The following is a 22,597-nucleotide window of genomic DNA, read 5'->3' as shown; positions in this document are numbered from 1 at the left end:
GTGCCCATGGGTGTCCGCCGACCCTCGAATTTGGTGAGGAAATCGGTAAGGTACCTGGAATTAACCCCTCCAGTCGCTCCTCCGGCCAACCGGAAAATGCGAGGACATCTGAAGCAACGACGGTGCGGGCCTTTTTGTTCTCTCCCTGCTTTCCATCAGCGGGGGTTACTGAAGAGGCACACCTTCATTGCCGGAAGTGCGGTAGGGTCATCCTTCCAATCAATGGCAGACAAAGCGGATCAAAGCTCTTGGCAGAGCGTTGTTCCATCATTCGCGCATCGTGCGCATGTCTGGATCCGGGGTCTCCACCGGCTGGTTCCGGGACATGTTCGCGTATGTCCTTTGTCCTCCACGTCTTCGTGGAGCGTACCTGATTGGGGATAAAACCATGACGACTGCACGTATCATCGACTTCCTGAACACCCGACGTCCCGAAGGTCCTTGCCTTGTGGTTGACCTCGATGTTGTGCGCGACAATTTCAAGGCTTTCCGCCACGCTCTGCCGGATAGCTCGATCTACTATGCCGTCAAGGCAAACCCGTCGCCGGAAATCCTGCGTCTGCTCGCCTCCATGGGCTCCAACTTCGATTGCGCCGGTGTGGCCGAAATCGAAATGGCGCTCGATGCCGGTGCGACTGCTTCGCGCATTTCCTTCGGCAACACCATCAAGAAGGAACGCGATGTCGCCAAGGCGCATGCGCTCGGCGTCTCGCTGTTTGCCGTCGATAGCCATGAGGAAGTCGAAAAGATCTCCCGTGCAGCACCCGGCGCCCGCGTATTCTGCCGCGTCCTGACCGACGGCGAAGGTGCCGAATGGCCGCTGTCGCGCAAGTTTGGCTGCGTCCCGCAGATGGCCGTCGACGTTCTCGTCTACGCGCATCAGCTGGGCCTCGTCTCGCACGGCGTCTCGTTCCATGTCGGTTCGCAGATGACCAAGGTCGATGCCTGGGATTCGGCTCTTGCCGATGCCAAGCGCGTCTTCGTGCAGCTGGCAAAGCAGGGCATCGAGCTGAAGATGGTCAACATGGGCGGTGGTTTTCCGACCAAGTACCTGCGCGACGTGCCGTCGGCGGAAGCCTACGGCCAGGCGATCTTTTCGTCGCTGCGCAAGCACTTCGGCAATAACCTGCCGGAAACCATCATCGAGCCGGGCCGCGGCATGGTCGGCAATGCCGGCGTGATCAAGGCGGAAGTTGTCTTGATCTCGAAGAAGTCGGATAATGACAACCACCGCTGGGTGTTCCTCGACATCGGCAAGTTCGGCGGTCTCGCCGAAACCATGGACGAAGCGATCCGTTACCCGATCCGCACCATCCATGATGCCGACGAAATGGAGCCTTGCGTTCTGGCCGGCCCGACCTGCGATTCGGCCGACGTGATGTACGAGAAGAACATGTATCCGCTGCCGATCACGCTTTCGATCGGCGACGAAGTTCTGATCGAGGGCACTGGCGCCTATACGACGACCTACTCGGCCGTGGCCTTCAACGGTTTCGATCCGCTGAAGTCCTACGTCATCTGATTGGCGTCGTCTGAAAAGTCTGCTCCGGGTCAAGCCGGAGCAGCACCTTCACAATTTGTCTTCGATACCGTTTGAATCGGTTTTGAGTACGGGAGGCCAAGATGGCCGCTGTTCTTAATTCTGTCCGCGCCTTCTTTGCGCAGAATGCCTTCACCATCGATACTGAAAATCCGGGCGACGTCGTCGCGCGCGAAAATCTGCTTGATCAGGCCATGGGCCCGAACCGCCGCCGCAAGTCGTCCGAGACGCTGCGCCGTGGCCGCGTTCCGGCTGAAGGCTTGGCGCTGGTTGCCCGCGATCCGGATGGCCATGTCATCGGCACCGTGCGCCTGTGGAACGTCGAAGCCGGCGTCAGCCGCGAGGGTGTGCCCGTCGATGCGCTAATGCTTGGCCCGCTGGCGGTCGATGCCGCCTACGAGGGGCGGGGCATCGGCGGTGCCTTGATGCGTGCGGCCATCGGCGAAGCAAAGAGCCGCGGTCACGGTGCCATCCTGCTTGTAGGCGACGCGCCATATTACGAACGCTTCGGCTTCTTTGCTGCCAAGGCACAACACCTCGTCATGCCCGGCCCGTTCGAGCGGAACCGTTTTCTGGCGCTGGAACTGAAGGACGGCTGGCTGGAGGGCGCTGCCGGCATCATGGTCGCGAGCGGCTGCGCCTTTGCCAGGGCGGCACGGTAAAGCCGCTGTTGTTGTAAAAGCCCTGCCTGTCTCAAGAAGGCAGGGCTTTTCATGTGACATGGATGCAACGGTTTTGGCCGGTTGTCTCCGGTTTGGGAAATTGCGCAACCGCGTTTCTCGAACTTTGATTTGAATCAAAGCATTGCCGCCCCGTGGGCGTAGCCCTTCCTTGTCAACGTTTTCAAGGAGAGGCAATATGAGATACGGGCGCGCAGTAACCGCTCCGCTGGCAGCTGGATGTGCAGTGTTCCTGACGGGACAAGCCGCAGCGGCGGATTTGGCGCAGGTTCCGCTGGAGCCGGCCTCCATTGAGACCCTGACGACCCGCAACCCTTGGCAGATACGCGTGCGGGCACTGGGCGTGATCACGCGGGACACCGGCTCCATCGACGGCGTGCCCGGCTCCGATCTCAGTTATTCCGATACGCTGATCCCCGAACTCGATATCAGCTATTTTTTCACCAACAATATCGCGGCCGAACTGATCCTCGGCACCACCTATGCCAATATCAATGAGGATGGCGCGGTCGGTGTGCCGGTCGGCAAGGCCTGGCTGCTGCCGTCTACTCTCACGCTACAATACCACTTCACGGATTTCGGCGCGTTCAAGCCCTATGTCGGAGCGGGCATCAACTATTCATTGTTCTACAATCAGAGTGAAAAAGCCGGTTTCAGCAATCTCGACGTCAAGAACCATTTGGGCGCAGCGCTGCAGGTCGGTTTCGACTACATGTTGGACGACAATTGGGGCGTCAACTTCGACGTCAAAAAGATCTTTCTTAAAACCGACTGGTCGGCCGATCACGATACGCTCGGTCCTTTACGCGGCAAGGCCAAGATCGATCCCTGGCTGATCGGCACGGGCATTACCTATCGTTTCTAGCCGCGCGTCTCTTGCTGCCATAGCTTCGCCGCCCTGCGCTGAGGATGCCCGTTATCCAACGCGGCATCCTCAGCGCATCCTAGAACGAGCCGCTAACACGCGCCGTGACTTCGCTGCCCTTATAGTTGTTGCCAGTATCCGCTTCCGTCTGTTTGACATGTGCATAGCCGAGTTCGAATTTCGGCTTCTTTTCCTCGCCGAGCGTCAGCTTGACCGAGACGTTCCGCGTCGTCCGGTCGTAGGCATAATAGACATATTCGCTTTCGCTGCGATCGTAGGCGAGGGTAACCTTTGCCCATGGGTTAAGCTGGCGGGATACCGAAATCTTGTAGTTGTCGACGATCTCCGCCAGCGCATCGTCGATGTCGCCGACGGTGATGTCGTGTTTGTAGGCGGCAGCGAACTCCAGTTCGGCCGGGGCTTTCCATTTGGCTTCTCCGCGCAGATAGGGGCGGCTCTGCCGTCCGCCGTGGCTGAGGTTGTCGCTGGACAGCACGATGATGCCGGCTTCGGCGATCAGGGACAGGCTGCCCGCAAATTCCTTGCCGTAGGCGAGAGAGCCGCGCAAGGTCGAGGCTGGGAAGCGGGCGTAGACGGCCTGCTCATCCCTGTCGACCATCGATTGATTGTACTCGAGACAGAGGCAGAGTTCCCCGCCTTTGGCCGCGATGAAACGGCTGGCACCGAGCGTCAGAAGCCCGACGTCGGGATCCAGCTTGGCGGGCCGTAGCAGTCCGGTTGTGAAGTGCGCGTCGCCTTTGAACAATTGGCTTATCTTTGTTGCGAAGACTGTTTTGTCTCCAAACGCAGTGGTTGTAATTTTCCCGCCAGCCTGGACGGCACGATCCACAGCTCGGTATCCGATGATGTTCCCCGGAAGTTGTAGAAAGACGTCTCCAGAGCTGTTGCGGATGTAAGAGCCCTCAAGCTCGATAACCTTATCTTTCCCCAGCTGATGCGTGTATCCAAGGTTGAAACCAGTTTCATGCGTATCGCCAAACCGGTAGGCGCCGGTTCGCAGTTCTTCCTGATAGATTGCGTAGCTGAGCTTAGCGTCATCCTGGCCGATGGTGCCTCTCAGTTTGAGAGAGGCTTCCCAGAATGGTCCAGAAAGTGGGTCTGGGCTTTCCAAAAGATTGCTCGAATACCCCTGTCTGGTCCAATATTCGACAGATGTCTCACTCTGCGCCACCGTTGCCACCGCCAGGAACGCCATGGTCATCACGGTGATCAGCAAGGCGCGCATTCACGGTTCCCTCAACGCAGGGTTCTAAGCACACTCTGCAGTTAGATGGTTAAATAACTCCTATGGTTGCCTTCTGGTGGGGCGTTAAAGGCGGTTTCCAGTAAACAAATCTATGAAATTCACCACTTGATAATGAATCTTAAAGTTGTATCTATTATGGTTACCAATTTATTATAAATTCCATATCTGCTTGAGTGTTTCGATTTCAATAATATCCTTCTGGTTGTGCATAAGGGATGCACGAACAACGGAGGTAAGACCATGAACTTCAAATCCGCATTCATCGCATTCGCCTCGTTCGCAGCTGTTGCAGCGACGGTCTCTCCGGCTTCGGCCGGCGGCCTCTCGCTCAATCTGTTTAACGGCAAGGGCAACGGTATCGCCAATGGCGGCGTCGTTATCGCGCCGTCTGTCGGCGTCGGTGATGTCCTCTCGGGCAACAAGGTTCTCAATGGCGTTTTGAACGGTAGCGGAAATGGCATTCTCAGCGGCATCCTGTCCGGCAACAACACCGGTATCCTGGGCATCGGTGTCCTCTCTGGTGATGGCGGCAAAAAGCGCCGCTAACACTTCAGACGCAGGGAGAGGCGTCAGCCCCTCCTCTCCCTGCGGCCGATCGGGGCTGCATAACAACGGTGGGCGATACCTGACTGTAACGCCCATCGTTCGCGTTGACCCTGATATTTGACAGGATCTGTGCAATGGATTACATGCCCCGCCAACGGGTGAGAGCCCCGGCTGTCCGCAAGCTCCAAGCTTTTGGTGAAGTCTCTCGTTCCTCTTCGGTCGTCCATCCTTGTGGCGTGCGAACGGTGGCAAGGCGGACTCCCTCCGAATGACTGCACGCTCCATGTTGGAGACTGAACGATGCGTGGATCGACCCCGCTTCCCTCACTCGATGCCCTGAAGGACCAGGCAAAGCGGCTGCGCGCCGGTCTTGCCGCCGGCGGTCAGGATATTACCCATTCGAAATCGCTGGAGCTTCTGGCCGCGCAATACGGTTTTCGCGATTGGAATACGCTGCATGCCGTGGTCGGCAACCGGCCGCCGCTCAATCCATGGATGCTTGGGTCGCGGGTCAAAGGCCATTATCTCGGCCAGTCGTTCGAGGCGACAATCCTGGGTGTGCAGGCTGTGACCGCCCAGCCCGGCCGCTACCGGCTGACGCTGGATTTCGACGAGCCCGTGGATGTCGTCACCTTCGACAGCTTCTCGGCCTTCCGCAAGCGTGTCCACTGCACGATCGATGAAACCGGGCGAACGGTCGAGAAAACTTCGAACGGCCGGCCGCAGGTGGAATTGGCTTGGTGAGAACGGATCTTCAGGTCTCCGCGAGGAATGCGCGTCCTCGCGGGGATATGCGATAGCCGCTCTGCAGACTTTCCGTCAGGCCGAGTTCCTTCAGCTTGCGGATTTTCTGCTTGAGAGCGGCTTTTTCAAAGCCGATGCTCGCGGCAAGTTCTCCCGCCGTGATGCCCTCACGCGCGGCGATCAGGCGAAGCGTTTGTCCTGTCCAGGGAACATCGCCGTCGAAGCCGGTCAAGCGACGCCGTAGTTCGCCGTGCTCGCCGGGATTAAAATCAGCGATGTCGCGCAAGGCCACTCTCGGATCGGCACCCAGAAGATGAAAAGCGATGCGATAGAGGGTTCCTGCGCGTTGCCCTTTGATATCGGCAAGCAGCGCGTCCAGCGACGAATGGCCTGAACAAGCGGCATCCTCATTGCTGAGGCCGCCAGCATCCACGATGTCGATCGCATCGATGGCGAGCACACCGGCTGGGGTGCGCAATGTCCCGCCGGGGCGCACGGTCGGCTTTTGCCAGTGCCGAAACGCCAGCATCACGTCACCTTTCGCGATCCCTGCGAGCACATCGTTTTTGAACAGCATTCAGCGGTTTTCGCGCGGCACGTCCTGATCGTCAAGCCTGCCGTCACTGTTCGCAGTCCAGTGTCAGCCGGCGATATCGATCACGCCGCAATCGCCTGCTTCCGAGCCGAAGGCAAGCTGCCTTCCGTTCTTGTTCCAGGCCATGGCAGTGATTGCGCCTTTGCCCGGGCGGCGCAGCAGCACTTCCTTGCTGTCTGTAAAGCGCACCACCATGATCATGCCGTCGGCATAGCCGATCGCCGCGATCTCTTCGACCGGATGGCAGCAGACCTGCGTCACCATGATATTGGCGCGCGTGCCGAGTTCCAGCGGCGCCTTGCCCATCGGGCCATCCTTGGCCTGGAAGGGCCAGACGATGGCGGCCGGTGCGCCGGAGGAGGCGAGCCATTTGCCCTTGGCGGACCAGGAAACGGATTTGATCTTGGCGGGATAGCCGGTCATCCGCATGTGCCGGGTTTCAGCGCCCGGCTTGGTATCGAGCTTCCAGCCGTGCAGCGCATTTTCCTGCATGGAGGTGACGACGAAACGGCCGTCGGGCGAGAAGGTGACGCCGGTATGGGCGCCCTTCCATTCGAGATCGATCGGCTGGCCCGAAATTGCCACCCAATGCAGCGAGACGCCGTTATAGCGCGCAAGCGCGATACGAAGGCCTTTCGGCGCGAAGGCGATGCCCTCGACGGTGCGTTCCTCGGTGAAATCCTTGACGGTACCGTCTGCCAGCCGCACATGGGCGGTCTTGCCATAGGCATAGGCCACGGCACCCTGCGGGCCGGCGGCAACCTGCGAAATCCACTTGCGCGGAACATTGGCAAGTTCGCTCGTTGCGCCATCAGCCTTGATCCGCAGCACCTTGCCATCCTCGCCGCCGGTCAGCAGCGTGTCGGTCGCTTCGTCGCGAATGCACGAGAGCAAGCCCTCATGTGCTTCGACGGTCTTGTGGCCGTGATCAAGGCTGTGGATGAGGCCGGAGGATTCGGCAAAGAACGGAATGTCGCCGAGAAAGGCCACGCCGGCGACGTGACCTTGAAGGTCGAGAGGAGCAACTGTCGGCATCAGTGAGCTGCGGCCTCGGCGGGAACAGCCTCGCAGGCCTTGAAAGTGCGTTCGAGCTTTTCGCGGTCCAGTTCACGGCCGATGAAGACGAGACGGCTTTCGTGCTTTTCGCCATCCTTCCAGGCGCGCTGGTGGTCGCCTTCGATGATCATGTGCACGCCCTGGACCACGTAGCGTTCCGCATCGTCCTTGAAGGCGATGATGCCCTTCAGCCGCAGGATGTTGGGGCCTTCCGTCTGGGTGATCTTCTGGATCCAGGGGAAGAAGCGATCCGGGTTCATCTCGCCGCCGCGCAGCGAAACCGACTGCACTGTTACGTCATGGATTGGCGAAGGTGTGTGATCGTGATGATGATGGTCATGTCCATGATGATCGTGGTCATGATGGTGATGATCGTGATCGTGGTTGCAATCCGGGCCATGGACATGCTCGTGTTCGTCATGGGCCTGATCGAGGAAATGTGGCTCGTTTTCGAGCGCGCGTTCCAGATTGAAGGCGCCCTGATCGAGCACCTTGCTGAGGTCGATGTTCGAGCGCTCGGTGCGATGGATGCGGGCAGACGGATTGATCGCCCGTACGATCGCTTCGATCTTCGCCAGTTCTTCCGGCGTAACCAGATCCGTCTTGTTCAGCAAAATGACGTCGGCAAAGGCGATCTGGTCTTCGGCTTCGCGACTATCCTTCAGGCGCAGCGGCAGGTGCTTGGCATCGACCAGCGCTACGACGGCGTCGAGTTCGGTCTTGGCGCGCACGTCGTCATCCATGAAGAAGGTCTGGGCGACCGGTACCGGGTCGGCAAGGCCGGTGGTTTCGACGATGATGGCATCGAAGCGGCCCGGGCGGCGCATCAGGCCTTCGACGACGCGGATCAGGTCGCCGCGCACCGTGCAGCAGACACAGCCATTGTTCATTTCGTAGATTTCTTCGTCGGATTCGACGATCAGGTCATTGTCGATGCCGATCTCGCCGAACTCATTGACGATGACGGCGTATTTCTTGCCGTGGGCTTCCGTCAGGATGCGGTTCAAGAGCGTCGTCTTGCCTGCACCGAGATAACCGGTGAGCACGGTGACGGGAATGGGCTTGGCGGCAGCTGTGGTTGCTTCGGTCATGGGAACCTCGGAAAAATCGGGATGCCTTCGGGCACAGGGTTATCGCTGATATAGGAGATGGAAAGCGCCAGCGCAAATGCGGGCGCGATCTTCTCGCCGTTTTTCTGCGTATCGGATAGGGTTGCTGCTAGCCTAAGGTGGAGATATCGAAGGCTGCAACGTCCTCCAGCAATTCGATAATGCCGTTCACCGCATGGGCAATCAGCTGTTCACCGCGCTTAGCCGTCGCAGCCGAGGCGTCACCGGCGACACCCTGTTCGTTCAGATCCGCCATCTTCCAGCCGAAAGAGTGCGGGCCATAGGCGCGCAGATGCTTGAAACTTCGGGCGAAGTCGGACTGGCGCGAGGTGAAACGCTGGGCCTTCGACATATCCACCCTGTCCGGATACATCGCCAGCATTACCGACGTCTCGATATCGCCGCCGTGAATGTCGATCGCCTTGTCTTCCGGCCTCATCCATCCATCCGGTTGCCCGAACCGGGTCCAGCTCGTCGCCACCGCCAGCATGCCGAACCGGACGCGGGCTTCCGTCGCAACGATGGTCATCAGCGGTGAATTGCCGCCATGGGCGTTCAGCATGACGAATTTGCGGATGCCCTTTTCGTTAAGGGCCTGCGCAATGCCGAGCCAGCGTTGCACCGCATCATCGTATCCCAGCGAACGCGTGCCTTCGACGTCCAGATGCTCGATCGAATAGCCGACAGGCTCCGTTGGCAGAACCGTGACGGACAGGGCGGGTGGCAGGCGGGCGATGAGTCGTTCGGCGAAACCCTCGGCAATCAGTGTGTCTGTTTCGAACGGCAGGTGCGGTCCATGTTGTTCATGGGCGCCGAGCGGCAGCACGGCGATCCAGTCCGCTCTCGCTTCAGGCGGAAGATCGGAAACATTGTCTTTCCAACGTGGTGCGGGGACTGTCATGCTCCTGAGGGCCTTTCGGTTGTACTTGCGGTATGGCCGTCATTCGAGTCATACAGGTGACGGATGGCCGTGCAAGAAATTTGGTGGAGGACCGATGGGAAAGAAGAGCAAGGCCGAAAAGAAAGCCAAGGGCGGCAAGAAAAAGCATCACGACGTCGAAGTCCACGCGCAGGATCTCGCATCGGTGCTGGTCCAGGCAGCGCGCTCGATGCGCACGGTGCTGTCGCGCAATCTCCTCGAAAGCGGCCTGTACGCCGGACAGGACGGCGTGATGCTGGCGCTGGCCGAGACCGATGGGCTGACCGCCGGCGTTCTGGCGATGAAGCTCGGCGTCAAGGCACCGACCATGACCCGTACCGTGGGCCGCATGGAAGCCCAAGGGTTTCTGGAGCGCAGGGCCGATGACGAGGATGCGCGGCTGACCAAGGTCTATCTCACCACCCTTGGCCGGGATCGCCTCCAGACCATTGCCGAAGCGGGCAAGACCTCTGAAGACATGGCGACCAAGGGCCTGACCGAAAAGCAGATCAAGACCCTGATGAAGCTTTTGCGGGCCGTCGACGGAAATCTTCAAGGCACGGCTGCGGCAGAGTAGTTCCTCCTCCGATAGTGCCTTAATTGGTGATTGCGGCGGCAATTTAAACAGTTTAAAGAGGATTTAAAAATAGCGGTATTTAGCCGGGATATCTGAGGGGGAAACGTGGCGCAGAAGATCAAGCTCTCCACCATTGCGGAAACGCTTGGTGTGTCCACGGCAACCGTTTCCCTGGCATTGCGTGATAGTCCGCTTGTCGCCGCTATGACCCGTGACAAGATCAAGGATCAGGCTCGCGCACTCGGCTATATCTACAATCGCCGCGCCGCCAGCCTTCGCACCTCCCGCTCCGGCATCATCGGCGTCGTCGTGCACGACATCATGAACCCGTTCTACGGCGAAATCTTGAAAGCCATAGAAGCCGAACTCGACCGCGACCGGCAGACGTTCATTCTTTCCAACCACTATGATTCTGTTGAAAAGCAGCGCGCCTTCATCGAGACATTGCTGCAGCTCGGCGGCGACGGCGTCATCATGTCGCCGGCGATCGGCACGCCGCCGGAGGATATCCGGCTGGCTGAGGACAATGGCATGCCAGCCATCCTGATTGCCCGCTCGATCGAAGGCGTCGACGTACCGATTTTCCGCGGCGACGATGCCTATGGCATCTCGCTTGCCACCAACCACCTGATCAGCCTTGGCCACCGCGTCATTGCCATGGTCGGCGGCACGGACCAGACCTCGACCGGCCGTGACCGGTATCAGGGCTACGTCAATGCGCTGCGCAAGGCCAATATCGATGTCGATCCGGACCTGCGCATTCCCGGCCCCCGCTCGATGCAGGGCGGCTTCGAAGCTGCCGTGCATCTGCTTTCCCTGCCGCAGAAACCGACGGCCGTGGTCTGCTGGAACGATCTTGTCGCCATCGGCATGATGAACGGCATTGCCCGCGCCGGTCTCGTGCCGGGCCGCGATGTCTCGGTCACCGGTTACGACGATCTCGAGGAAGCCTCGATCTCGACGCCGGCGCTGACCACAGTTTGGAACGGCCAGTCCGATGTCGGCCGCAGTGCCGCCCGCGCGCTGCTCGACAAGCTGAATGGCAGCCACGAGCCGGATGGTATCCACCTGATCAAGCCCGAAATGCGGATCCGCCAGTCGACCGGCCCGCTCCGGCCCAATCCCACCGAATAATCCGACCCTATTCCGCAAGGAGCAAACCATGCCCGACGGCCGCCCGCGTATTCTCGTGCCCGGAAAAATGAGCCAGCGTGTGCTCGACCGTTTGCCGGATCATTTCGAGCCTGTTTTCGTCGCGGCCGCCGATCCCACCCTGGTGACGGCTGACCTTGCATCCGGTGTTGCCGGTATCGCCGTCCAGGGCAAAATCCCGGCCGGATTCATCGACGCCTTCCCGAACCTCGAAATCATCGGCAATTTCGGCGTCGGCTATGACGGCGTCGATGCCGCGCATGCGGCAAAGCGTGGCGTTGTCGTCACCAACACACCGGATGTGCTGACGGAAGAAGTGGCCGACACCGCAATCGGCCTGCTGCTCAACACGTTGCGGCGTTTTCCGGCCGCCGAGCAGTGGCTGCGCCAGGGCCGCTGGGCGAAGGACGGAGCCTTTGCCCTTTCACCGTTGACCCTGCGCGGCCGGACGGTGGGCCTTTACGGTCTCGGCCGTATCGGGCTGGCGATTGCCAAGCGGCTGGAAGCCTTCGGCGTCTCCATCGCCTATCACACCCGCACGCCGCGCGAGGGGCTGGCCTATACCCATTGTCCGACGCTCAAGGGGATGGCAGAAGCGGTCGATACGATCATCGTGATCGTGCCCGGCACCGAAAGCACCCGCCGAACAGTCAATGCCGAGGTTCTGGAAGCCTTGGGGTCGCAGGGCGTGTTGATCAATGTTGGACGCGGCACGACCGTGGACGAGGCCGCGCTTGCCGATGCCCTGCAGCGCGGCGTCATTGCTGCCGCCGGCCTCGATGTCTTCGAGAACGAGCCTTATGTTCCCGACGCTTTGCTGGCGCTGCCGAACGCCTCACTGCTGCCGCATGTCGGCTCGGCCTCGCAGGCGACGCGCAATGCCATGGCCGATCTGGTGGTGGATAATCTCGTTGCGTGGTTTGAAGCGGGTGCTGCATTGACGCCGGTCGCAGAAACGCCGTTCAAACGGAAGACTGCTTAAAAACGGTCAGGCCTTCACTTTCGCCGCCGCATAGGCGCGAACCGCATCGCCGAATGCCTGAAACAAGGTTGAGGACGGAGCGTCCTTGCCGACCCAGTATTCCGGATGCCATTGCACGCCGACGGCAAAGGCCTTGGCGTCGATGACGGAGACGGCCTCGATCGTGCCGTCTTCGGCGACCGCTTCGACGGCAAGACGGGGAGCGGCCTTCGAGATTGCCTGCCGGTGCAGCGAATTCACCTGGACTTCGCCGGCGCCGAGAACCGAGGCAAGACAGCTGCCTTCCTTGACGATGACATTCTGGCGGATGCCATAGGCGATATCGAGTTCCGGCACGTCCGGCTTGCGGTGATCCGAAATGCCGGGCATGTCCTGAATTTCGCTCGCAAGGGTGCCGCCGAGCGCAACGTTCAATTCCTGTATGCCGCGGCAGATGGCGAGCAGCGGCACGCCGCGTTCCAGCGCGCGCCGGATCAGCGGCAGGCTTGTCGCATCACGGCCCGGATCGAAAGGTCCATCGGCTTCCGTCGCTTCTTGTCCATACAGCGAGGGGTGCACATTTGTGCGCGATCCGCTGACAAGAACGCCATCCACCCGGTTGAGGATTTCATCGGCGTCATTGCCACTCTCGAGTGCTGGCACGAGGAATGTCATCACGCCGGAGCCTTCGACGGCAGCACGAACATATTGATGCGGCGTGGCATGCCAGACGTTGCCGTCGAATGTCCTGAAGTCAGCGGGTATGGCAACAACGGGCTTAGGCATGCGGGTCTCCACCTGTGCGTCTGGCGAGTCTTGGCTGTGATCTGTCCTGTCAAGCCATTGCCGTCAGCCGCACTATAAAGTCAACTCCGTTGAAGAAAAATGCTAGCCACCACAGCCGCCGGTCAGACGGGCAAGATTTGGCTATATCCTTTAGAATTGCAGTAACCATTCGTGCAGATAAAAGCGCGAGCCCGTCTTCAATAAATCTCCAGGCGGAAGGCGTCGAATAACCCGCTTGCGGCCGAATCTATGCAAGGTTGCGGAAAAGCAATAGTCTTTAGGGGCGGCTGCAATACTGGGTTGAAATATTTCAATAACGCAGCATCTGGACCATACCACGTAATATATGGGAAGATTTTTTCCGGTAAGCGCGCGAAATCTTTCGTTAAACCCTCGGGATTAACACTTCGCCAAACCGGAGCAGGGGGTTCATGAAGTCAAATGAACAGAGCGCTCTTCCGACCGATGTGTATCTTTCGTTCGTAAGCTCGCTCTACGATTACCGTCAGACATTGTTGATCGGCATGCTGTCGCATGTCGTGACATTCCTGCTCGTCTTTGCAAAAACCCATGATCCCTTTTTCATCGGCTGCACGATTGCGATTGTGCTGATTTGGTTCGTCCGCGGTATTGATATGCGCCGGTTCGATCGCGAAGATCTGGCTTCGCTGGATTTTGAAGGCATTCGCCGCTGGGAAAACCGCTATAATGCCGGCGGTGTCTGCGCCACCCTCACGCTCGGCACGGCCTGCGGCTATGCCATTCTGGTCACCCGCGACCCCTTTGCCGAACTCGCCTGCATTTCCGTGACGCTCGCCACCATGGTGTCGCTCGTCGGCCGCAATTACGGTTCGGCCCGGGCGGTCGTCATCATGTCCCTGTCGGCCTGCGTGCCAATCATCCTTGGCCTGCTTGGCCTCATGGATGGGTTCATGGCGATTCTTGCCGTGTTGATCGTGCCGTTTATTCTCACGACCTGGTCGATGGCGCGCGGCGTGCGTGAAACGCTGCATAAGAATGTGCTGGCTGCGCGTGAAATATCCACCATCGCTGGCCGGTTCGACCTTGCGCTCAACAACATGCCGCATGGCCTGTTCATGCTCGACGCCGATAATCGAATCCTGGTCGCCAACCGGCGGGCCTGCGAGCTTCTCAATCTCGGTGACCAGGCACGGCTTAAGGATTGCCATCTCGATGCCGTGCTGCGCTATGGCGTTCGCCATACTTTCCTTCAGCAGGATCAGGCCAAACAGGTCCTGAAACAGCTGGGCCAGTTGATGCAGGGCATGCAGTCGCGTGCCCTCATCCCGTTTTCCGACGACCTGTTTCTTGAATTCTCCGCTAGCCGCCGGGCCGACGGCGGTGTCGTGTTGATCTTCGAAGATGTGACTGCACGCGTGCGGGCGGAAAAGAAAATCCTGCAGATGGTCCGCTTCGATACGCTGACCGGCCTGCCCAATCGCGACTATTTCGGCGAACTGGTCAGCAATGCGCTGATCGATCAAAACCGCACCGGCCTGGCCGGTTTCATGGTTCTCGATATCGCCGAGTTCAAGCACGTCAACGATACGCGTGGCCATGTCGTCGGCGACAGATTGCTCGGCGCGATCTCTGAACGATTGAAGAAGGTGACGGGGGACAAGGCGATTGCGGCACGCCTGATGGGCGACGAATTCGTTTTGTTCTTTTCAGGCGAAAACAACCGGTGTGTCCTCGAAGAGTGCATGCGATCCGTGCATGCGCAGATGCGCGGCGCCTATCTCGCCAGCGGCTTTACCTTCAATATTTCGATGAGCGCCGGCTATGTTATTGCCAATAGTTCCGACTTCCGTCTGGAAGATATGCAGATCAAGGCCGATCTTGCGCTGTTTGAGAGCAAGAGCCGCGAAAAGGGAAGCTGCACCGCGTTCGAAGCCGAAATGGATGCGAACTATCTTGACCGGCAAAAGCTGAAGACCGATTTGCGCGAGGCTATTGAAACCGGCGGGCTTTCGATTGCCTATCAGCCGATGTTCCTCGCCGATGGCTCGCGCATCGAATGCTGCGAAGCGCTGGCGCGCTGGAGCCACCCCGAACGTGGTCTGGTCCCGCCGGATGTGTTCATTCAGTTGGCGGAGGAAATCGGTGTGGTTTCCAGCATTACCAAATTCATGCTGCGCCAGGCTTGTCTCGATTGCCTGAAATGGCCCAGCCACATCGCCGTTTCCGTCAATCTCTCCGTTCTTGATCTGCGCAATGGCGAAATCGTCCCGATCGTCACGGATATCCTGTCCGAGACGGGGCTCGATCCGGCCCGGCTTCATCTTGAAGTAACGGAAAGCTGCCTGATGGAAGAGGCGGCCAAGGTGCAGACGATCCTCCAGGAGCTGCGCGCCCGCGGCATCACCATTGCCATCGACGATTTCGGAACGGGATATTCGAGCCTCAGTTATCTCGATGCGCTGCCGCTCGATATCATTAAGATCGATCGTTCCTTCGTGCGCAATATCCGCGAGGACGCGCGCCGCTTCAAGCTTCTGCGCGGCATGGTCAACCTGTCGCGCGAGCTTGGGTTGAAGATCGTCATCGAAGGGGTCGAGACCAATGATCAACTGGCGCTGATCAATCAGTATAAATGTGCCGACCTGATCCAGGGGTATGTCTTCGCGGCCCCCATGCCGTCGCTGGCGATCGAAAGCCTGTCGGACACATTGCTGAAGAAGCTTTCCGTGCCAAAACGGCGCAATCGGCGCACCGCTTAAATTAACCGGCCTCATCTCCGTTTGCTTGTGCCCCCCCAAGGTGGTCATCCCGCAATCCCGGACTACCCCTTGTTTCAAGACATTACGCCGTCAAAATGTCCAGTGATAATTTAGCGTTAACTGTCTGTTAACCTTAACAAATGGTTTATGCTTAATAATCTATTAAAACATTGTGAGGTGCCTCCGTTTGTAAGATGAATGCCCCGTTCAACGGGGGCGTTTGATGAAATGAAAGCGGAGCAGCAGAACAGGTTTTCAGAGCGACTGCTGGAACTGTTGGACCATGTTGAATATCGCCGGGTCGAGACGGGGGAGGATATGGAAGATGTCGCCCGTATCCGTTTCAAGGCCTACAAGATGGCCGATATACTGCCCTTGTCCGGCACGATGCTCATCGATGACATCGATTTTGACAGTCATGCCTACGTTTTCGGGATCTATTTCGAAGAACGGCTGATCAGTACCGTCAGGGTGCATCATGTGACCCCCGAGCATCGGATCAGTTCGTCCGGGTCGGTCTTCGGAGCCGAGATCGACAGTTTTCTGGACGCAGGCCTGTCGTTGATCGACCCCGTCCGGCTTGCCGCCGATCCGGAAATCCTGCGGGAAATGCCGGCCATTCCCTATCTCACCCTGCGTGTTGCCACCATGGCGTCCGAGCAATTCGACGTCGATCGCTGCCTGTCGCTGGTGAAGCCTCAGCATGCCGCCTTCTACAAGCGGGTCTTCGATGCCGACACGATCGTCTCGCCGCAAAAGAACTGCGGCGACTACAAGATCGATCTGACGCTGCTGGCTGCTCGAGTCCGCGAAATCCGGCCCTGGCTCTATACCCGTTTTCCGTTCTTCGATTCGGAGCCGTTCGAGCGGCGCATGATGTTCGGTGACGACCGGGAGGCGCAGTATGCGCCACTGACGGTGCTGCCGACAGCCCGCCTGGCATTGACGATGCAGAGCCGCGCGCGCAGCCAGGCCTGATCAGGCTTTTGTGTTGTTGCAACAGTCGTCTGATCAACCGTTATGCCGCATGGAGCGCCTGCAGTTTTCGTTGCGTTTGACCGTGGCTTTGTGTAAGGCCACCTATGCGCGATCGATGCTTTCGGGCGCTCTGGATGCGCATAGAATGGAATAGAGACGAGATGCCGCGCTCGCCGCCAAGGGCAGAGTAGGGTGCGGCTGAATTTCAGGGAGATATGGACGATGGCTGAACATCATTCCGGACCGGCCGAACTGGGCGCACCGATGGATTATGCCGAACACGAGAAGACCTACAATTTCTTCCTCGAGGCGACGAAAATTGTCACGATCTTCTGCGTCGCGCTGCTGATCGCCATGGCTGCCGGTTTCTTCACCAGCGCCGGCTTCTTCACCGCCTTCGTCCTCTTCATTCTCCTCAATATCGCCGGTTTCGTGCTTCTGCGCTGACCGGTTTTCCAAAGTTTTGACGAAAGCGGCACTTGGGAGTGAGGTGCCGGCTTTTCCATGGCCCGGTGATTGCCGGGCCGGAAGAGACATGCGCGCAGGCCACCAAAGGGCGGCTCAAGGCGTGATTATCGAGTGTACGGGAAAGTGGAAATCGCGGTCCGCCGTGTTCCCGCCCGTGTCAGGGAGGAAACTGTGGCAGAGACCGTATTCATACCGTTGGAAACATTTCCGGGCGAGGGCCGTATCGCGGCGTCACCTGAAAGTGTGAAGAAGCTCAAGACCCTCGGCTTCGAGGTTGTCGTTCAGGCCGGCGCCGGCACGTTGTCGCGCATGCCCGACAGCGAGTTCGAGAAAGCCGGCGCGCGGATCGGTTCCGCTGCCGATGCTGCGAGCGCCGATGTGGTGCTGAAGGTACGGCGCCCGACATCCGCAGAGGTCACAGGTTACAAGTCCGGCGCGATCGTGCTGGCAATCATGGATCCCTATGGCAATGATCAGGCACTGGCAGATATGGCCAAGGCCGGTGTTTCCGCCTTTGCGATGGAGTTGATGCCGCGCATCACCCGTGCCCAGTCGATGGACGTGCTGTCGTCGCAGGCCAACCTTGCCGGTTACCAGGCCGTGATTGAAGCTGCGTCCGAATATGACCGGGCCATGCCGATGATGATGACGGCTGCGGGCACTGTTCCTGCGGCGAAAGTCTTCGTCATGGGGGCTGGCGTTGCCGGTCTGCAGGCGATTGCCACGGCGCGGCGTCTGGGTGCTGTTGTGTCCGCCACTGACGTTCGTCCGGCTTCCAAAGAACAGGTTGCCTCGCTCGGCGCCAAGTTCATTGCCGTCGAGGACGAGGAATTCAAGGCGGCAGAGACATCCGGCGGCTATGCCAAGGAAATGTCGGCGGACTACAAGGCCAAGCAGGCTGTGCTGACCGCTGAGCACCTGGCCAAGCAGGATATCGTCATCACCACCGCGCTGATCCCCGGCCGTCCGGCACCACGCCTGATTACCCGCGATATGCTCAAAGCCATGAAGCCCGGCTCGATCGCCGTCGATCTCGCTGTCGAACGCGGCGGCAATGTCGAGGGTGCGGTTGCCGACCAGGTGGTCGAAGTCGAAGGCGTCAAGGTCGTCGGTTACACCAATATGCCCGGCCGCATCGCCGCGTCCGCCTCGGCGCTTTATGCCAAGAACCTCGTGACCTTCCTTGAGACCATGGTCTCCAAGGAAACCAAGGCGCTTGCGCTCAATGCCGAGGATGAACTGGTCAAGGCGACGATGCTGACGCATGGCGGTGCCGTGGTGCATCCGAATTTCGCCGCAGAGCCGGTCGTGGTCTCAGCAACAGCTTAAAAAATTGGAGAGGGCCGCGTGCGTGCTTCGGGGAGAAGTGCGGCTGCCTAAGGGAGAAATGGTATGGCCAATGAGATGCTCGACAAGGCGATCGGCGACCTCGACCGGGCGGTCGAAGCGGTGCGCACCGCCGCCGAATATGTGCCGGATGCCGCCGGTAATGTTGTCCACGGATTGAGTGGCGGTGCGATCGATCCGTTCGTGTTCCAGTTGGCGATCTTCGTCCTGTCGATTTTCGTCGGCTATTACGTCGTCTGGTCGGTGACGCCTGCCCTGCACACGCCGCTGATGGCGGTGACCAACGCAATTTCTTCCGTCATCGTCGTCGGCGCGCTTCTGGCCGTCGGCATCTCGGCCTCCGGCCTTGCCACCGGCTTCGGCTTCGTGGCGCTGGTCCTTGCCTCGGTCAATATCTTCGGCGGCTTCCTGGTGACCCAGCGCATGCTCGCCATGTACAAGAAAAAAGAGAAGTGAGGCTGCCGTCATGAGTGCCAATATCGCAGCCTTCCTCTATCTGGTTTCCGGCGTCCTGTTCATCATGGCGCTGCGCGGCCTGTCGCATCCGACCACCTCGCGCCGGGGCAATATCCTCGGTATGGTCGGCATGGGTATCGCCATCGTCACCACACTCCTGCTTGCCACCCCGTCGGTTGGCGGACTGGCGCTGATCGTGCTCGGCCTTGCCATCGGCGGTGGTGCCGGCGCCTATATCGCCCGCTCGATCCCGATGACCTCGATGCCGCAGCTTGTCGCCGGCTTCCATTCGCTGGTCGGCCTTGCCGCCGTTCTGGTCGCAGCCTCCGCACTCTATACGCCGTCGTCCTTCGGCATCGGCGAGATCGGCGGGATCCATGCCCAGGCGCTGGTCGAAATGGCGCTTGGTGTCGCCATCGGCGCCATCACCTTTACCGGCTCGATCATCGCCTTCCTGAAGCTCGATGGCCGCATGTCCGGCAAGCCGATCATGCTGCCGTTCCGCCATGTCATCAACAGCGTGCTTCTGCTGCTCATTGTCTTCTTCATCGTCAGCCTGGCGGCTTCGGAAAGCCATTTCGATTTCTGGGCGATCGTCGTCCTGTCGCTGGCGCTCGGCGTTCTGCTGATCGTCCCGATCGGCGGCGCCGACATGCCGGTGGTCGTCTCGATGCTGAATTCCTATTCCGGCTGGGCCGCCGCCGGCATCGGCTTCACGCTCGGTAACCTGGCGCTGATCATCACCGGCGCGCTGGTCGGCTCGTCCGGCGCGATCCTGTCCTACATCATGTGCAAGGGCATGAACCGCTCCTTCGTTTCGGTCATCCTCGGCGGCTTCGGTGGCGATTCAGCAGTGGCTGCCAGCGATGACGGCGTCGTGCGTACGGTCAAGCAGGGCTCGGCCGATGACGCCGCCTTCCTGATGGCCAATGCCTCCAAGGTGATCATCGTGCCGGGTTACGGCATGGCGGTTGCCCAGGCTCAGCACGCTGTTCGCGAACTGGCGGATGCGCTGAAGAAAAATGGTGTCGAGGTAAAATATGCCATCCATCCGGTGGCCGGCCGCATGCCAGGTCATATGAACGTGCTCTTGGCTGAGGCCAACGTCCCTTATGACGAAGTGTTCGAACTGGAGGATATCAACTCCGAATTCGCACAGGCCGATGTCGCCTATGTCATCGGTGCCAACGACGTCACCAATCCGGCGGCGCGCGACGACAAGACTTCGCCGATCTACGGCATGCCGATCCTCGACGTCGACAAGGCAAAGACCTGCCTGTTCGTCAAACGCTCGCTTGGCTCCGGCTATGCCGGTATCGACAACACGCTGTTCTACAAGGACGGCACCATGATGCTGCTCGGCGACGCCAAGAAAATGACCGACGATATCGTCAAGGCGATGAACCACTAAAGCAATGAACCACTGAGCAGGTAGTGCCGCCCATTCGAGCGGCACTACACCGTTTCCAACTTCTGTCCTCTTCCCGCCCGGCATTTTAATCGAAATTCAACGGTCCTCGCTTATCGTTTGTTGCCAACCGCAATGACTGGCGCCGGTGATACGAAAGAGGATCATGAGTTCATCTTCGCAATTCGGTCACTCCCGGATCGGGCGCTACGCCCGGCAGCTTGACGCGGGCATCGGGTGGTTGCGGTTCCAGGGCGACATGGAGCGCGAATACGCGCTGCAGATCGACAGGGACGAGCGCCGTCCCGCAATGGTTGGCGCGGTTTTCTCCCTGGCCTTCATTATCCTGTTCGGGATCTCCGATTTTGTACGCCTCCCGCTGGTGGCGCGTTTTCCTGATCTTACCGCCGATATGTGGGGCATCCTGACAAGCCGGTGGGTGGCCGTCCTGTTTCTGCTTGGCTGCCTGTATATTTGCCATCGGCAGGGCGGGGCGTCGCGGGCCGCGCCCTTGTCGGTAGCCGCGGTGCTGACGCTTGCGGTGAGTGGGGCGGTCTCGGTCTGCCTTTACAAGCGCAACCATCTCGGCCATGCCGAGTTCGCCCAGCTTTTGTTCGTCATGGGAGCATTTTCTCCGCTGGGGCTCCGCTTCCGTCACAGCATCGCGCTGGCAACTGGTGTTGTCGTCCTGACTTTCTCGTTGCGGTACTGGCTGCTGCCCGCGGAGTTGCGTGAGCAGCAATTCAACGCCATGCTGCTTTTGACGCTGATCTTCTCGGCAGTCGGCGGGTATCTCCGGGAGCGTGCGCACCGGGAGCAGTTCCTTTTGCGCGGCATTCTAAAGGAGCAGGCGTTGCGCGATCCCCTGACAGGGCTCGCCAATCGGCGTGGTCTTGATGAGCAGCTTGAGATAATCCGTCAGCAAGCCCGGCGGGAAAACGTACCGGTCGGCTTGCTGTTGCTCGATGTTGATTTTTTCAAACGTTATAACGATCGCTACGGGCATCAGGCCGGTGATCTGGCATTGCAGCGCGTGGCGGCGTGTCTGGACGCCTTTGCGCGCCGTCCGCTCGATATGGCCTGCCGGATGGGCGGGGAGGAGTTCGCGCTTGTATTGTATGATTGCGGGGTCACGTCACTGAAGGACCGCGCGGACGCGCTTTGCCCCGACGTGCAGGGGCTCTGTATTGATCATGCCACGTCCGATATCTGCGCTTTCGTGACGGTCAGTATCGGAGGTGTCTTGTTGCAACCGCAGGAAACAGCCTGGTCAGCTCTCGATCGGGCGGACCAGTTGCTTTACGAGGCCAAACGGGAGGGGCGCAATCGCACTTCCGTCGAGCGCGTATTGCCAGTGGCTGCGGTCGCATGACCGTCGCGCGGCGTCCCGCCGCGCTTTTTCCCGTCAGCCCGCGGTTTTCACCCGTGCCAGGCCGGCGCGGGCCGGTTCGTATTTGGAATCCAGCGACAGCGCATGGCCATAGGACTTTGCCGCCTTCGCCTTGTCACCGCGGCGCTCATAGACCAGCGCCTGGTTGGCCCAGGATTCGGCGATCTTGCCGTTCAGGTTGATGGCCGTGTTGAAATCAGCAAACGCGTTATCGTCGTCGTTTGTGGCGACGTAGGAAATCCCGCGGCCGTTATAGGGCTCGGGCGCACTTGGCGACAGCGAGATCGCCGTGGAGAAATCCTCGATCGCCTGCGCATGCTGCTTGCGGGCCTGATAGATCAGGCCGCGATTGTGATAGGCGCGAGGGTCCGTCGTATCGAGTTCGATCGCCTTGTTGAAATCGGCAAACGCCTGATCCAGCTGACCGGCCTGGCGGTAGAGATTGCCGCGGCCGATGAACGCGACGTCATAGCGCGGGTTAAGCTGCAGGGCCATGTTGTAGTCGGACTGTGCCGCCGACTGGTCACCCATATTGCGCTCGACAAGCGCCCGGTTGGCGTAGGCCTGATAGAAGCGCGGGTTGAGTTCGATGGCCTTGTTGAAATCCGCCAGAGCCCGGCGGAATTCGCCGGCACGGCCATAGGCAGATCCGCGGACATTGTAGCCTTCCGGGTCGCTCGGGTTAGCCGAGATCACGGCGGACAGCGAGGCGATGTTCTGCTCGGATCCTTGAGCCCGTTCGACGCGCATCATATCGTTCGAGGTGTCTGCAGTCGTGCAGCTCGAAAGGGTCAATGCTCCGGCAACTGCCAGCATGGAGGCAAGCGCAAAATTGCGTTTGCTTGCACGCCCGGGTTTGAAGCTGGTGTGCTCGGAAAAATCCGCAGTCCTTGCAGTCGATGTCAAAGATTGATCCCTCAGTTAAGCGAAGCCTCGCAGGCATGTCCCAAGCCTAAAGACGGCATATCGGGCGACCATGCATAATTTCAACGTCGAGGAGCATAACAAATGC

At 59.5% G+C, this 22,597-nt stretch carries 22 protein-coding genes; 15 read left to right on the top strand and 7 right to left on the bottom strand.

The window, feature by feature from the left end; translation table 11 throughout:
- Nucleotides 1-388: 388 nt before the first annotated feature.
- From odc2 to ACP7E0_RS19850, 3 genes are all read left to right on the top strand, one after another.
- The gene (odc2, locus tag ACP7E0_RS19860) at nt 389-1,522 is read left to right on the top strand and encodes an ornithine/lysine decarboxylase (RefSeq protein ID WP_426127129.1); all 1,134 of its coding nucleotides are present in this window, start codon (nt 389-391) and stop codon (nt 1,520-1,522) included.
- A gap of 101 nt (nt 1,523-1,623) precedes the next feature.
- Nucleotides 1,624-2,202, top strand: a complete 579-nt coding sequence (locus tag ACP7E0_RS19855; RefSeq protein ID WP_426127127.1) for a GNAT family N-acetyltransferase — start codon at nt 1,624-1,626, stop codon at nt 2,200-2,202.
- A 196-nt stretch (nt 2,203-2,398) separates the two neighbouring features.
- Complete coding sequence (locus ACP7E0_RS19850) at nt 2,399-3,085, top strand: OmpW/AlkL family protein (RefSeq protein WP_426127126.1); 687 nt, start codon at nt 2,399-2,401, stop codon at nt 3,083-3,085.
- Nucleotides 3,086-3,164: 79 nt separating this feature from the next.
- Here the strand turns inward: ACP7E0_RS19850 and ACP7E0_RS19845 are convergent, their stop codons facing one another.
- Complete coding sequence (locus ACP7E0_RS19845) at nt 3,165-4,331, bottom strand: hypothetical protein (RefSeq protein WP_426127124.1); 1,167 nt, start codon at nt 4,329-4,331, stop codon at nt 3,165-3,167.
- Nucleotides 4,332-4,592: 261 nt separating this feature from the next.
- Between ACP7E0_RS19845 and ACP7E0_RS19840 the strand changes: the two genes are divergently transcribed.
- Nucleotides 4,593-4,898 (top strand): hypothetical protein, encoded by a 306-nt coding sequence (locus ACP7E0_RS19840; protein ID WP_426127122.1) that lies wholly within the window; start codon nt 4,593-4,595, stop codon nt 4,896-4,898.
- Nucleotides 4,899-5,198: 300 nt separating this feature from the next.
- Nucleotides 5,199-5,642 (top strand): glyoxalase superfamily protein, encoded by a 444-nt coding sequence (locus ACP7E0_RS19835; RefSeq protein ID WP_426127121.1) that lies wholly within the window; start codon nt 5,199-5,201, stop codon nt 5,640-5,642.
- Between the two features lie 10 nt (nt 5,643-5,652).
- Here the strand turns inward: ACP7E0_RS19835 and ACP7E0_RS19830 are convergent, their stop codons facing one another.
- From ACP7E0_RS19830 to ACP7E0_RS19815, 4 genes are all read right to left on the bottom strand, one after another.
- The gene (locus tag ACP7E0_RS19830; RefSeq protein WP_426127120.1) at nt 5,653-6,219 is read right to left on the bottom strand and encodes a hypothetical protein; all 567 of its coding nucleotides are present in this window, start codon (nt 6,217-6,219) and stop codon (nt 5,653-5,655) included.
- Between the two features lie 63 nt (nt 6,220-6,282).
- A complete protein-coding gene (locus ACP7E0_RS19825; protein WP_426127118.1) occupies nt 6,283-7,272 on the bottom strand; it encodes a WD40 repeat domain-containing protein in 990 nt (329 codons plus the stop codon).
- Nucleotides 7,272-8,384: a CobW family GTP-binding protein gene (locus ACP7E0_RS19820; RefSeq protein WP_426127117.1), complete on the bottom strand. Its 1,113-nt coding sequence runs from the start codon at nt 8,382-8,384 to the stop codon at nt 7,272-7,274. Before ACP7E0_RS19820 ends, ACP7E0_RS19825 begins: the two co-directional genes overlap by 1 nt.
- A gap of 127 nt (nt 8,385-8,511) precedes the next feature.
- Nucleotides 8,512-9,303, bottom strand: coding sequence for a creatininase family protein (locus tag ACP7E0_RS19815; protein WP_426127116.1), 792 nt, complete (start codon nt 9,301-9,303; stop codon nt 8,512-8,514).
- Nucleotides 9,304-9,397: 94 nt separating this feature from the next.
- On the opposite strand from ACP7E0_RS19815, the gene ACP7E0_RS19810 reads away from it, so the two are divergent.
- The 3 genes from ACP7E0_RS19810 (at nt 9,398) to ACP7E0_RS19800 (ending at nt 12,032) form a co-directional block, all read left to right on the top strand.
- A complete protein-coding gene (locus ACP7E0_RS19810) occupies nt 9,398-9,898 on the top strand; it encodes a MarR family winged helix-turn-helix transcriptional regulator (RefSeq protein WP_426127115.1) in 501 nt (166 codons plus the stop codon).
- A gap of 105 nt (nt 9,899-10,003) precedes the next feature.
- Nucleotides 10,004-11,032, top strand: coding sequence for a LacI family DNA-binding transcriptional regulator (locus tag ACP7E0_RS19805; protein WP_113317525.1), 1,029 nt, complete (start codon nt 10,004-10,006; stop codon nt 11,030-11,032).
- A 28-nt stretch (nt 11,033-11,060) separates the two neighbouring features.
- Complete coding sequence (locus tag ACP7E0_RS19800) at nt 11,061-12,032, top strand: 2-hydroxyacid dehydrogenase (protein ID WP_426127113.1); 972 nt, start codon at nt 11,061-11,063, stop codon at nt 12,030-12,032.
- Nucleotides 12,033-12,038: 6 nt separating this feature from the next.
- Here the strand turns inward: ACP7E0_RS19800 and ACP7E0_RS19795 are convergent, their stop codons facing one another.
- Nucleotides 12,039-12,797 carry a gamma-glutamyl-gamma-aminobutyrate hydrolase family protein gene (locus tag ACP7E0_RS19795; RefSeq protein WP_426127111.1) on the bottom strand — a complete coding sequence of 253 codons (759 nt, stop codon included), beginning with the start codon at nt 12,795-12,797 and terminating at the stop codon, nt 12,039-12,041.
- A 431-nt stretch (nt 12,798-13,228) separates the two neighbouring features.
- Between ACP7E0_RS19795 and ACP7E0_RS19790 the strand changes: the two genes are divergently transcribed.
- The 7 genes from ACP7E0_RS19790 to ACP7E0_RS19760 all read left to right on the top strand — a co-directional run bounded on the left by ACP7E0_RS19790 (nt 13,229) and on the right by ACP7E0_RS19760 (nt 21,567).
- On the top strand, nt 13,229-15,538 hold the full coding sequence (locus ACP7E0_RS19790) for a putative bifunctional diguanylate cyclase/phosphodiesterase (protein WP_426127109.1): 2,310 nt from the start codon (nt 13,229-13,231) through the stop codon (nt 15,536-15,538).
- A 228-nt stretch (nt 15,539-15,766) separates the two neighbouring features.
- A complete protein-coding gene (locus ACP7E0_RS19785; protein WP_426127107.1) occupies nt 15,767-16,516 on the top strand; it encodes an N-acyl amino acid synthase FeeM domain-containing protein in 750 nt (249 codons plus the stop codon).
- A 222-nt stretch (nt 16,517-16,738) separates the two neighbouring features.
- Nucleotides 16,739-16,963 carry an aa3-type cytochrome c oxidase subunit IV gene (locus ACP7E0_RS19780; protein ID WP_426127105.1) on the top strand — a complete coding sequence of 75 codons (225 nt, stop codon included), beginning with the start codon at nt 16,739-16,741 and terminating at the stop codon, nt 16,961-16,963.
- Nucleotides 16,964-17,155: 192 nt separating this feature from the next.
- On the top strand, nt 17,156-18,313 hold the full coding sequence (locus ACP7E0_RS19775; RefSeq protein WP_426127103.1) for a Re/Si-specific NAD(P)(+) transhydrogenase subunit alpha: 1,158 nt from the start codon (nt 17,156-17,158) through the stop codon (nt 18,311-18,313).
- A gap of 63 nt (nt 18,314-18,376) precedes the next feature.
- Nucleotides 18,377-18,787 (top strand): NAD(P) transhydrogenase subunit alpha, encoded by a 411-nt coding sequence (locus ACP7E0_RS19770; RefSeq protein WP_113246605.1) that lies wholly within the window; start codon nt 18,377-18,379, stop codon nt 18,785-18,787.
- Nucleotides 18,788-18,797: 10 nt separating this feature from the next.
- Entirely contained in the window at nt 18,798-20,198 is a 1,401-nt protein-coding gene (locus ACP7E0_RS19765) for an NAD(P)(+) transhydrogenase (Re/Si-specific) subunit beta (RefSeq protein ID WP_426127102.1), read from the top strand.
- Nucleotides 20,199-20,361: 163 nt separating this feature from the next.
- Entirely contained in the window at nt 20,362-21,567 is a 1,206-nt protein-coding gene (locus ACP7E0_RS19760; RefSeq protein ID WP_426127100.1) for a diguanylate cyclase domain-containing protein, read from the top strand.
- A 33-nt stretch (nt 21,568-21,600) separates the two neighbouring features.
- On the opposite strand, the gene ACP7E0_RS19755 is transcribed toward ACP7E0_RS19760, so the two are convergent.
- Nucleotides 21,601-22,491, bottom strand: coding sequence for a tetratricopeptide repeat protein (locus ACP7E0_RS19755; protein ID WP_426127098.1), 891 nt, complete (start codon nt 22,489-22,491; stop codon nt 21,601-21,603).
- Nucleotides 22,492-22,597 lie beyond the last annotated feature (106 nt).

It is taken from the genome of Pararhizobium sp. PWRC1-1 (assembly GCF_049897905.1).
Taxonomy (GTDB): domain Bacteria; phylum Pseudomonadota; class Alphaproteobacteria; order Rhizobiales; family Rhizobiaceae; genus Pararhizobium.
Note: the sequence above shows the minus strand (reverse complement) of the source record. Positions and strands in the feature narration are given on the sequence as shown.